The organism is Tumidithrix helvetica PCC 7403, from assembly GCF_965232925.1.
In the GTDB taxonomy this organism is placed as follows: Bacteria; Cyanobacteriota; Cyanobacteriia; order Pseudanabaenales; family Pseudanabaenaceae; genus Tumidithrix; species Tumidithrix helvetica.
The window spans coordinates 111,961-124,519 of record NZ_CBDDRA010000002.1 but is presented as its reverse complement, the minus strand read 5'-3'; the positions used below and the strand labels follow the sequence as shown (position 1 = coordinate 124,519).

The window sequence follows — 12,559 nt, the reverse complement described above, 5'->3', positions numbered from 1 at the left end:
AATTTAATTAATCAGATTAGAGCCGTTAGCTGTTAGCTTTTAGCATTTAGCGCCCAAGAAACAGCCAATTTTTAATCGCTAATCGACTCTTGATAACCGAAACCTGATAATGAATAACTGATAACGAATAATTAAAAAATGCCAACTGTACTTGCGATCGAGACGAGCTGTGATGAGACTGCGGTGGCTGTAATCCGCGATCGCACGATTCTTAGCAACGTTGTGTCTTCCCAAATTCTGATCCACTCCGCTTGGGGGGGCGTCGTGCCTGAAATTGCGGCACGGCAGCATGTTGAGACGATTAACTATGCGATCGCGCAGGCATATAAAGATTCTGGCAAAACATGGGCAGAGATTGATGGTATTGCCGTGACGGCTGCGCCGGGGTTAATTGGAGCATTGATGGTAGGAGTAACTGCGGCAAAGACTTTGGCGATGTTGCATCAAAAGCCACTGGTTGGCGTACATCATTTAGAAGGGCATATCTGTTCGGCTTTTTTGGCAGATCCGACCCTAGAGCCACCTTTTTTGTGTTTGCTGGTGTCAGGTGGGCATAGCAGTCTGATTTTAGTTAAGGATTATGGGGAATATAAAGTTGTGGGGCAGACGCGGGATGACGCCGCAGGGGAAGCCTTTGATAAGGTGGCGAGATTGTTAGGTCTGGGTTATCCAGGCGGCCCTGCGATCGACAAGATCGCCGCAACAGGAAATCCTAACGCCTTTAAACTGCCTCAGGGCAAAATTGCCGATGCTCCCTATGACTCTAGCTTTAGCGGACTAAAAACGGCGGTCTTGCGACTGACCGAAAAATTAGGTCAAGCAAATGCTGAACTACATCCAGAATCTCCTTCAGAATTACCCTTGGCGGACATAGCTGCTAGTTTTCAAGCAACCGTGGCGACAGCGCTCACCACCAGAGCAGTTAACTGTGCTTTAGCCCATAATTTGTCCACAATTGTGGCAGTGGGGGGGGTGGCAGCAAATAGTGCCCTCCGATCGCAACTGGTCGAGCGTGCCGAACTAAATCACCTGCGGGCGATTTTTCCACCTTTATTCCTATGTACAGATAATGCTGCCATGATTGGTTGCGCGGGGGCAATGCACTTGGCAAAGGGGCAAACCTCCCCGATGACGCTGGCGGCGCAGTCTCGCCTTGACATTTCGCTTTGCGATCGCCTTTATGAGTAAAACGCAAAAAGTAAGAGTTCTATCAATCGCTCAAACAATTTTTGTTACTCAATTCGAAACGCGATCCGTAGCATAAATTTCTGGGGTTATAATTGCAGTCGAACGGGATCGGTCGCTAGCATTTCACAAAAAATAAATAGAGAATTTAGGATTGTGCCGTTATGCGCCTTAACACCACGATGAAAACTGCCTTGACGATCGCGAGCTTTGCCATAGTTGGGTTGAGCCTTACACCGAGTTCTTTACCGAGTCCTTTCAAAATTGATGCTGTTTCTGCTGAAAATGCAGCCCCAGTCGTGCTTAACGAACAACTGCTCCAACAGGCTGCATCCACCAATCCTACGATTTCTCAAAGCGCGATCGCCACACTGCGCAGCCAAGGCTATGCTGGCATAGAGGCATTTTGGCAAAAGTATCAAACCGAATTTCCCCACAACCCACAATTGCGATCGGTCTTAGATGCGATCTGCAAGCAAAAAGACTGCGATATGTCTCGCCTTTACTGGTACACAGACTTAGAAGCTGCCAAAGCTGCCGCCAAAGCCAGTGGCAAACCGATTTTATCCCTGCGTTTACTGGGTTACTTAGACGAAGAACTCAGTTGTGCCAACAGCCGCTTTTTCCGAACAGCACTCTACCCAAATTCCGAGGTTTCTGCTGTACTCCGCGATCGCTTTATCCTGCACTGGCAATCAGAGCGTCCTGTACCCAAGCTAACCATTGACTTTGGCGACGGACGTAAACTAGAGCGCACGCTTACGGGTAACAGCATTCACTATGTTTTAAATGCCAATGGAGATCCCATTGATGCTATTCCAGGACTATATAGTGCCCAAGCCTTTTTAGAGAATCTGATTGCGGTAGAGCAAATTGCTAAGCAATCCGAAGACTTGTCCGTAAGAGGGCAACAACAATTGATTGGTAACTATCACCGCGATCGCCTCGCAACCCTACAAACAAAGTGGAATAAAGACCTAAATAGCTTAGGCTTGCCAATTCAGCCGTTGATTCGCTCTACAACTCCAGTTACGAGAACCAATCCTCCTAGTGCTGAGGTAGCAGGACGAATTCCTGTAGGGAAAATGATGGTGGAGTTACCCGTCTTACAACGCACCACTATTACTACACCAACAACAAAAGAGCCAACCCCAAACATTAAACTCAGTGAGGCAAATTGGGAAAGGTTATCGCGTCTGTACCTCGGTTCCTCCAGCCTTGATGCCAATAGTTTAAAGGTTGTAGAACGCAAGATTTCTAGCCAGCAATCACTGCCCGCTACCGTAGCTAATTTTGAGCGGGCGATCGCCCAAGATACAGTTCGCAATGAATACCTGTTCCACGCACAGATTCACGATTGGTTTGCGAATGGCACGAGTACAAGGAACCTCCAAGCGTTAAATCAGCGCGTCTATGCTGAGCTTTTCCTTACCCCCGCCAGCGATCCTTGGTTGGGGCTCGTTCCTACCAACGTCTACACGGGCATTAGTTCAAAATAGCTGCTCTAAAAAATCACCATCGCTTCTAGGGGCAAAGCATTCGCGTGGGTAGGGCTTGCACGCTCCGAAAACTTTGTTTGTGCGAATACTTTGCCTTTGCGAGAGTTATATTACTTAATCCGCATCAAAGTTTGGGCACTGGGGAAATAAGTAGCCCAAGCTTTAGGGTCGGGGTAGTTGATCCAGTTGGCACGCGATACGACAAGTTGCAGTACCATTGCGGCTTGATCTTGATTTTGTGCTGTAATCTTAACAGATACATCCGAGACCAAAATTTCTCGATCGAACGTCATTTGGGCGGCGGTTCTTGCCAGCGTCTCAGCTTTACGCACCAATACCTCAAAGCTTTCCCCATCTCGAATCGGTAATCGCAAATCTACATCTTTGTGCTCTGCCCAAGAGGGGAGCGTTGTAGAGAGCAGGATTGTGGGAATTAGCGTGATAAAAGCGGCTACGTTTGCCAGAAGTTTAATTTTCATGTTGACCCTGACTAAAAAATAGCCAAAATAATAGCAAATATTTGAAAAGAATATGTCATATTGTCTGCTATTGAAAAAGCAATTTATTTTGGTCAATTATTTCGTATAGCTGAATGTTTGTGTAGGGGCGCTATGTCAACAACTCAAGTTCGTAACCTCATCGAAGAAATTAATAATTTGTTGAGTCGTCCAATTGGCTCAGTGTCTAGAGCGTCGTCTCCAGAAACACTTCAGCAAAGAGAGCAGCTTAAACATTTGCGATCGCAACTAGAAAGCGCCACAGAAGATCAAGACCTCAGCGAATTAGAGCGATCGTGCAATCAGTTAATTAGTCAAATCAAAGGGGAAGTGCAACCGTTACAAGTCCAGCCCTTACAAATTGATTCTCTAAGACTGAGTAAACTAGACATACGGCAAAAATTATCCGAACGCGTGCCTGAGAGATCGGCGCTCTTTCATATTTCTTCTCAACCATCTTTTTTGCGTAATAACTCTGACTTGATTAAGGAGGGTAGCATTATGGCTAGCAACACACCTGAATCAAATTTGCCCCAATCAAATTTACCCAGTATGAACGAGCAAATTGTGGCGGCTGTGCAGCACACAATTCAGCAAACGATTCAGCAGGCAGTTCAGCAGTCGGTAGAGCGATCGCTTCAGCAAGTTTTGCAGCAGTCGGTACAGCAATCTGTCGAGCAGAGTCTCAAGCAAGCGCTAACTGTAGAACGGGCAGTGATCGTCAACGAGATTTCTGCCAACTTAAAATCATTTGTCGATACGCAACTCGACCTTCAACAGCGATCGCAAGCCAGTGAAGAAATCCAGATTCTCGATCGCCAAAAGCAAACACTCTGCCAAGAAATTGCCAAGCTAGAAGCCGATCGCCAAGTGTGGATGGCACAATTTGAACAACTTCAGCGATCGCAGCAAGAAGCGTTTGCGCAATCGTTGCATGAGACGCTTCACGAAACCGTTACCCAAACAGTTAGTCAATCCTTAAGCCCGCTTTTAACCTCACAGGATCGGGAAATCGATACATCAGAAGAAGCTAACCTCGACATGACGAGTCCAGAGTTTGTGCGCCAAGTGCAGCAGCAAACCGATCGATTCTTACTAAATTTGGATGCGATGTTCAATGCTACCTTTCGTTCTTTGGAACAAAACATCCATAGCTACAAAGCGACAATGACCGAGCAACTTGACCAGATGCAAAGCCTAGAGCAGAAAGGCAAGAGTTTAATCGATTCTCTCATAGAGCATGCCAGCGAGCATACCAACACGGTAAATCAAGATAGTGGACTTGATGCCCAAATACCTGCTGAGCCCGAGGTAATTCCGTCAGCGATCGCCGATCTCCCCTCTGATATCGATCCGCGCTACTTCAATACCACTCCCGAACATATCGACGAGGCACTAGTCAGTACTTTGCTCGCAGGTGGGGATGGTACTAGCCTCTATCCCGATCTCTTACAAGAAGAAGTATCCCATCCTAGTACTGAAGCATCCTTGGGTAGCAGTGGTATTCAAGAAACAGAACCCAAAGAGATTAGCAAATTTGCCGATCGCCTCCAAGCAGCTCAACTAAGAGCCCACGATCTAGAACCGATGATAGTTGAAGAGCGATCGGAATTGGAAATTCAAATCATCGATCCTGATTTCGATCCAAACGCAGAGACCCAACCATTCGATCTCATTGGTCTAACGGATAGCGCCACAGCACCTCATTGGTTGAATTCTGCTATAGAAGTAATTCCAGAAGTTCCTCAGCAAGCACAAGAACAAGTTTTCACATCAGCAAGCGGATCGGAGCAAGATTTATTTTCCCAAGAACCAAGTGGCGATCTCCTAGCATCCCATGAGGATACCGATCTTTCTAATGAAGACCCAGCGCTATTGGCATGGCTAGAGCGTCAAGCTCAACTACCAAAACATGCACCCGATGATGATGAAACCGACCTCACATCTTGGCTGAAACATAAATCTATTACTTTCTCTAACGGTAATCGCACAGATGATGCCAAAGGGATGACCCGTCCTCGTTCTAATGATGTGGATAATGCCGAAAATTCAGATGAATCGCTGATCTTATTACCCAATGCTCCTGATAGAATGCCCGACCCTAGTGAGTGGATTAATGATTCTCTACTTCAAGATCTAAATGCCGATCTAGAGAATCTTGAGACAGGCAGTTTTAGTACGGCGATCGCTTCTAATCTCAATCAAGTCATTCGCGATACACCTTTTGCTGGAATCCCATCGGAACTATCTAGTCCACCACGTCAACCCGTGATTCAACTCAGTCAATCGGTCTCATCTAGCGAATTATCTTTGAACCTTTCTGAGTCGGGTTTAGAGCAAGACTTAGATCTTTTAGAGATTCCTCAGATTGTGGAGAATCCTGACGAGCTGTTTGTTGACTCCCTAGAGACAGATGATTGTATACTCCAAGAGCCCACAGGCTCTTCAGAAGCCCTGATCCACGAACTATTACAACCTGAGCTATTACCATCTAACCTAGAAACAGAAGAAGGAAATCCCTTTACTACCCTTCCCCTCAGTCAAGACAGTTCAGAACTCTTACCCTTTGATGCAAGTGCGATCTCCTCTACAAATTCTTCAGGGCTGGAGCATAGCTCTTCTGAAACTTCCGATCTGGCGGCTCACCCATTTGATGGATTTGAACGTACAAATCTAGCTGTAGTTTCTCCTTTGGTAGATGAAAGTTCTGCTGATGCCACCAGTCCTTTCTCGATCGCCGACCAAGATGATAGTGCAGCATTATTCGCTGAAGAAACTCCCAATTATGCTGAAGAGCTACTCACACCAACTGCACTGCAAGCAACTGAGTCAGAGGTAAAAATTGAGCCCGTAGAATCGCAGCTTTCAGATGACGCAGAAGCAATTTTTGCTGAAGTCCTGGCTAGCCAGTCGCAAGGAAAGACATCTATCTCTACTGTAACCGATGAAACAGAAGATGAAATCGACGCTTTGTTTTTGGGCTTGCCTATCAATAGCCATGAAAGTCCAACCAAATCCAGCCCTACAACCTTTAAAAATGCCACAAGCAAAACATTCCCCCCCCCTGTATCAGAACGGGATTCTTCCATTTTGTCTTCTACCTCCACTTCATCAGATTCTATAAATCTTACAGAAACTTCTCCCTCTGTCGCACCCGAGCTTAGTGCTAGTGTGGATGCAAGTCCTAGTTCAAGTGCTGATTTAGGTCTCGATCGAGACTTCGAGAAAGTTATGAATGACTTAGAAAATGATATCGATCGCGACTTCGAGACGATCGTGCATGACTTGGAGTCAAATAACATCCTTGAAATCAAATCCTCTCAGTCCTCATCGGTGATTACTCAAGAAATCTTGCAGGAAATCGAAAATGATCTCCCCCAAGCTCTAGGTGATTCTGACTCAGTAGCGATCGATGAATTTGATGAATTAGCTCGAATGATTCAATCTCAGCCTAGTGAGATCGCTCCTTTGACCGTAGGAACGGGAGCGATCGAGGATATTATGAGTCTCTCTGAAGAGTTTGACACAGTTTTACAAGAGCTTGCTCTTGCAAAACCGACTGACCAGACTTTAGAATCTGACTTGGAGGCATTACAAGTCACGGATGTATCCTCTAATGATTTTGAATCTAATGACTTTGAGAAAGCCTTGCAAGATCTCTCCCAACTGGAGAACGCTCAATCTCCTGAACCCGATCTTAGCTTGAGTTTAGACGATTTAGATAGCTTAGGTATGGATAATCTGGATGGTTTAGATGATTTAGAGGTTCCTTTACCGCCAATTTTAGTAGACGAGCCTTCCGTAAATCTCACATCCGTAAGTTCAGATCTTGATTCGGATAACGACGATTTAAGCCATGTGCTGGATGACCTTGAAGCCAGCCTACCCTATCAGCCTTTTCCCAAGCTGTCTTCACATTCCGTCGAAAGTTCTTTGAGTTCTCATAAAAATCCTCAAACGATCCCAAGTCAAGATGAAGAGTTATCTGCGGAAGATTTTTTTGCATCCTTAGAGAATGATGAGTCCAACGATAGTCTCGATCGCACGCTGAATGAGTTTGCAGATCGATCCGATAGTGGGGCTTCCGACAATGATTTACTCAATATCTTAGAAGAGGAACTGCTTAGCTCCGATCGCGACCTCAAATTATCAAACTTTGCTGATTTTGACGAGCAATCGGATGATTCACCTGATTCGTCTTGGGAACAGTTTGTTGAAAAAGCTACAACCTCTTCTGGGCTTGCGATCTCAGATAGTGATGACAATCTAGATACAGTCCTGTTTAGCCTTGATGCCATTGACTTTCAATTTGATAATCAATCAGATTTGCTGGCAAAATTAGACTTAAAAACAGAAACATATACCCCTGAAGAACGTACGCTTGATGTAGAGTCCCAGGTAATTGAGTCAGAGAGAGTTTCGGCAATCCCACCCGAACCACCTGAACCGCCCTACAGCATTAACGATACTTGGTTTTTAGGTATAGATTTTGGTAGCGTCCATATGCGTGCCAGTTTGGTAAATGCCAACACAGGCAGGGTATATCCACTCTCGTTAACATCAGGGGGCGACAATTTGCTGCCCACTCAAGTGATGTTTAACCCCACGCATAACCACGATCTCGATCGGGATGACGCACTTCAACCATCATCATCGGTAGAAACCGCCATTTCTCACTTTAAGTCTTTTCTCAAGTTAGGCTTACCCTATAAGGGCATCAGTGCTTGGCAGCCGATTCTTCAGTGGTCGCATCCCCAACAAATTACGCTCAAATGGCTAGTGACAGCTTTGCAAGACCTGCTGGGGAAGATTCAAACACAGGCTGCCCATACTAAGTTACGCGATGTTAGCGAGATTTTACAAAACCTGAGTGGTGTGATTTTAGGTCATCCACCCGAATGGTCGGATACCTATGTACTCAACCTGAGAGAAGCCGTTTTAAACGCTGGATTAGTGACTCAAGCCGAACAGATTATGGTCATAGACCAAGCGATCGCACCCGTTCTATCGTTTATGCATCAACATCAATCGCTACAGCAAATCACCTTAGCGATCGATGCAGGAGCAGCCACAACCAGCCTCTGTTTGATTAAAGCTTTGGGAGATCCGATCGATCGATCGCACATCTATAGCCGTAGCATTGACTATGCTGGGTTGGGGATCGATCAAGATATTGTGACGCAATTACTCTATCCCCATTGGCAAATCGTCACCAATCCTGCCCGCGAATCTTGTAACTTAGATCGCCTGACCTTGCCCGATCCGAGCGATCCTGCTCCTGCTCAACGGGCGTTGCTACAACAGACTCTGCTGAGTTCAGCAACAGGACAACAGTTATTGGAATTTGCCGAGCAAATCAAGTTGGATCTTTTTAGCCATCCCGATCGGGTACAGTGGAGCCGAGAACTAGAGGGGCAACCGCTCACCGTCCAGCGCCGTGAAGTGGAGAGTCAAGTTTTACAACCATTTATCCAGCGCCTCAACCGTGAGTTAAATCTCTTACTGAGCATTGCTGGCATGACGGGCGAGGATGTTGCCGAAGTATGGCAGTTAGGCGGAACCATGGCATTTCCTTCGCTCTCACGCTGGTTAGTGCAAAAGTTGCCCTTTGCCAATATGAATACATTGCCAAGTTCTACTGTGGCAAATGGTCTGGCGATCGCACCGCTCTACCCTCAACTTCTGGACATCTCTCGACAACAGTATTCAGACTATTTTCTGTTGCAAGAAATTTGTCGGTTAAATCTTAAAGAATCCCTCACGCCCAAGAGCCTTTTACAGAAGCTGCAAAATCGAGGCATTAATATTAAAGTCTGTCGCGATCGCATCTTGACCCTGTTGCAAGGAGATATCCCCAGTGGTTTATTCCCTTGGCAAGAGCTAGAAAAAGATCTGGTGCTGTCCGATCCAACGCTTAGTCCTGAGCTATTTACAGGTAGGCTATTTGATCTGGAAACTGATGGTTCTTATAAACCAAATGTGCTTAAATTCCAACTGCTCAGCAATTATCTTCAGTCAATTTTATGTACAATGCGCCAAACCCTCAACGAACCCTTGGTTTTCCCAGATTTCAAGATTGCCGTGCGGACATAACCACAAAGCTAAATTGACACATGATTCGCAACAGTAATTTTCATCTATGGAACTGGTGGCTGAGAAAATAATTTCTTTGAGCCATTTGTAACAATCCAGCGATCGCTTCAGGGGCAGCAACCCAACTTATACCAATTTCTCTTAAATTTGCAACAGTTCGATTTTTGAAAATGGTATTAGACATAGTTTGCCTCTGGGGTGATAGCAGTTTCAAGTGAATTTGCAACTGATTGAGGCTTGAGTTCCGCTCTTTGTATTCTCTACAAAAGGGAAGGGCTGCATCTGAAACACAATCATTAAACCCATAATACCAATTTCCTAAATATTTGCGACAGATCAGGTTTTAGATTCCGCGCTGAGCGCGGTTTTTCAAAAAGATGCGTTGCATCATTTTTTGAAAATGGTATAAGCATTAAAAAAGCACCTAGCTAATATCTTTAGTACTTTTTTCACTAAAAAACTATCAACTAGATGCTTATATTTGAACTTTCGCTAAGTTATAGCAGCAATTCTCTAATTTTGACGTTGTACGCTTGCTAAGAATGCCATCGGATCGATAGCACTACCACCATTCGGACGAATCTCAAAGTGGAGGTGAGGCCCAGTACTAAAACCAGTACTACCCATTGCTGCAATCACCTGGGTTTGACTGACAGATTGTCCCTCAGTCACATAGATAGCGCTTAAATGTCCGTAACGGGTGATTGTGCCGTCGGGATGACGAATATCAATCATATTGCCGTAGCCACCATCATTCCAGCCAGCATAATCAATTACGCCAGTGGCAGCCGCCATAATAGGAGTACCCGTGGGGGCTGCAATGTCAATGCCTTGGTGAACTCTACCCCAGCGCCAGCCAAAACCAGAGGTCAGGACGCCATCAGCAGGCCAAATAAAGCCCGTGGATAAACCATAAGAACTTACATCGGGCAAATAAGCGGAGGCAGTTAAAGTAGGCAATTCTGGTGCAACCCCACCAGAGCGATCGCCTGGGCGAGCAACGGCTTCGCGACCAGGATCGAAATTACGACCAAGATCGGAAGAAGGATTCAAATTAGCAGAAGCGATTTTCATGGCTTCAGCCCGTCGCATCGCTTCTTTTGCTTCAGCTTCACGTACCTTTTTGTTGAGTTTATCGACCTCAGACTCTAGGCGTTGCACTTCCAAAGATCTCACGCGACTTTCAGAGTCAGGAAGCAGAGCAACTTCAGTAGGAGCACCATTTTTAGCATTTTGCTCCACGGCACTAGAAGAAGGAATCGAAGGAGCCAAAGCAGCCGCAGTTCTAGCAGGAACTTGTACCTTAGGTTCAGCCGCTGGCTGAGGTACAACACTACTAACAGGGTTTTGTTGAACTGAGCTATTTTGCTCGACGACACGATTAGAAGGCACAGAAGGAACCAAGGTTGCCGCAGCAACACGGCTAGGAATCTGCACTGTAGGTTCAGACGCAGGTTGTCCAGTTGTTTGAGCAGATGCAGGTGTATTTTGTGTTACTGTACCTTGCTCAGCAGAGATCTCAGAGGGCACTGAGATGGAAATTGCTGCAGCAATTTGCCGAGGGATTCTTACGCTCGGCTCTGCTGCTGGTTGGGCGAAGACTTCAGAAGGTGTTCTTTGTAACGAGAGATTTTGCTCGGTTACAGAAGTTACTAAGGAGCTAGCAATGGAAGGAACGGCAAAGGTCTGTCTGGGAATCTGTACAGAAGGCTCTACAGCAGGTGTACCTGAAGGAAGATTAGCTCTCGTGCTGCTTGAAGTATTGGACTGTTCTAACAACTTGTCAGGGGTAAAGGGGAACAGTGCCGTAGCTACCTTAATTGCAGGCTCATTGGCAATAGGCAAGCTCGCTGAAGATGTTGCAGGACGTTGCAGTGCTGACAAATCTTCTTGAGCAGGTTGTGTAGGCAGATTTTTGTTGACATCTGCACCCGCAAGTTGCATTAAGCCATCCCAAGGGGAAAGACGAGGAGCCACTGCGATCGTGGGGGGAACCATTGGCGTTGCCGCAGTTACCCTTGTGCCCATACTATTCGCATTGGACTTCGCTGTATCTGGCAATGCTAAAGCCGTTAGCTCGGGTACTGGAGAAGTACGGAACTGATCGCTAACCGTAGATGGTAGTTGCTTTGAAGGTTTGACATTTACAGAAGCTACCGTCTGTAGGGTAGGAACTGTATCGCTGCTAGGAATCTTTAGCTCTTGGTTGAGTTCTAACCAGTGGGGATTGTCTAACTTATTGGCTTCGATGATTGCCTTTTGAGAAGTGCCATAACGACGAGCGACTGTCTCAATCGTGTCACCATTTTGGACTTGATGCGTTGTGAACTTCGGTTGCTTCTTGATTGCGGCTTCAGGGCTGCGAACGGCACTGTTAGTCGTATTGCTGCTGACTAAAACAGGCTTGCCTTGAATTTCATTCAAGCGACGCTCCAGACGTTCGCGCTCAGCAATTAGCTTTTTCTTAATATGTTCGTCTTTAACTTGAATCAGCGTTCCCACATTCCCTGGAATCACTAAGGGCTGATCCACAGCTAAAAAGTCGGGAGACTCTAAGGACGTGTATTTGAGAATCTCACCTTTTGAAATGTTGTAGTAGGTAGCAACACTCTCAAGGGTATCACCTGGTTTGACCTTGTGGACTAAGCCGCTTACAGGGGGGATGACGAGCTTCGTACCGGGCTGCAATTCCGTTGCAGCACTGATACCGTTAGAAGCTGCGATCGCCGCTGCATCAATTTGATAAATCTGTGTAATCTGCCATAAGGTTTCGTCTTCACGCACCTCATGAACAATAACTCCTTGAGGAGTGTCCCAAGCACCAGAAGCGATCGCCGCCCGTGCCATTTCATACTTACGTTCCTGATTTTGCGCCATCACATCTGTGAGTGTGCGTGATGATGGAGCTACAGGTGAGACTTTGAGATCTTTGGAAGTTTGCTGATTGATCAGCATACCCACGGTTCCGACGGAAAGAGCTAGACCCAGCAACGCTAATGATCTGCGTACCTTCTTGGAAGATCTGTCAGTTGCTAATGCCAGGGGAACATTAGTACTCAGATCCTCTTCTACTGAAGATATCTTTTTCAAAAATTGCCTCCTCTAAACTAATCGCGCTCTCGTGGTATGAACATGCAATGTGTGAGTCGATGTACAAACAATCCCAAGTTTTAAAAAAACCTAGGGGAGCGTCTTATTACCGAAACTAAGTTACCTTGTATTTTTCCTCTAGACAAGTTCATAGCGAACAAAAAAAAATCCAATTTTGTGCATTGAATCTGCGCT

Annotated in this window: 6 protein-coding genes; 3 read left to right on the top strand and 3 right to left on the bottom strand. The window is 45.9% G+C overall.

Translation table 11 applies throughout. The features are described from left to right. Positions 1–138: 138 nt before the first annotated feature. Positions 139–1,188 (top strand): tRNA (adenosine(37)-N6)-threonylcarbamoyltransferase complex transferase subunit TsaD, encoded by a 1,050-nt coding sequence (gene tsaD, locus ACP2WE_RS02435; protein ID WP_425214008.1) that lies wholly within the window; start codon positions 139–141, stop codon positions 1,186–1,188. 161 nt (positions 1,189–1,349) lie between these two features. Beyond that, positions 1,350–2,684 carry a hypothetical protein gene (locus tag ACP2WE_RS02430; protein ID WP_425214007.1) on the top strand — a complete coding sequence of 445 codons (1,335 nt, stop codon included), beginning with the start codon at positions 1,350–1,352 and terminating at the stop codon, positions 2,682–2,684. A gap of 110 nt (positions 2,685–2,794) precedes the next feature. On the opposite strand, the gene ACP2WE_RS02425 is transcribed toward ACP2WE_RS02430, so the two are convergent. Beyond that, a complete protein-coding gene (locus ACP2WE_RS02425; RefSeq protein WP_425214006.1) occupies positions 2,795–3,163 on the bottom strand; it encodes a hypothetical protein in 369 nt (122 codons plus the stop codon). Between the two features lie 132 nt (positions 3,164–3,295). Here ACP2WE_RS02425 and ACP2WE_RS02420 point away from each other — a divergent pair, with 132 nt between their 5' ends. Next, the gene (locus tag ACP2WE_RS02420) at positions 3,296–9,274 is read left to right on the top strand and encodes a hypothetical protein (RefSeq protein WP_425214005.1); all 5,979 of its coding nucleotides are present in this window, start codon (positions 3,296–3,298) and stop codon (positions 9,272–9,274) included. A 40-nt stretch (positions 9,275–9,314) separates the two neighbouring features. Here ACP2WE_RS02420 and ACP2WE_RS02415 read toward each other — a convergent pair whose 3' ends face one another. After that, complete coding sequence (locus tag ACP2WE_RS02415) at positions 9,315–9,458, bottom strand: hypothetical protein (protein ID WP_425214004.1); 144 nt, start codon at positions 9,456–9,458, stop codon at positions 9,315–9,317. A 329-nt stretch (positions 9,459–9,787) separates the two neighbouring features. After that, the gene (locus ACP2WE_RS02410; protein WP_425214003.1) at positions 9,788–12,229 is read right to left on the bottom strand and encodes a LysM peptidoglycan-binding domain-containing protein; all 2,442 of its coding nucleotides are present in this window, start codon (positions 12,227–12,229) and stop codon (positions 9,788–9,790) included. Positions 12,230–12,559: the final 330 nt, after the last annotated feature.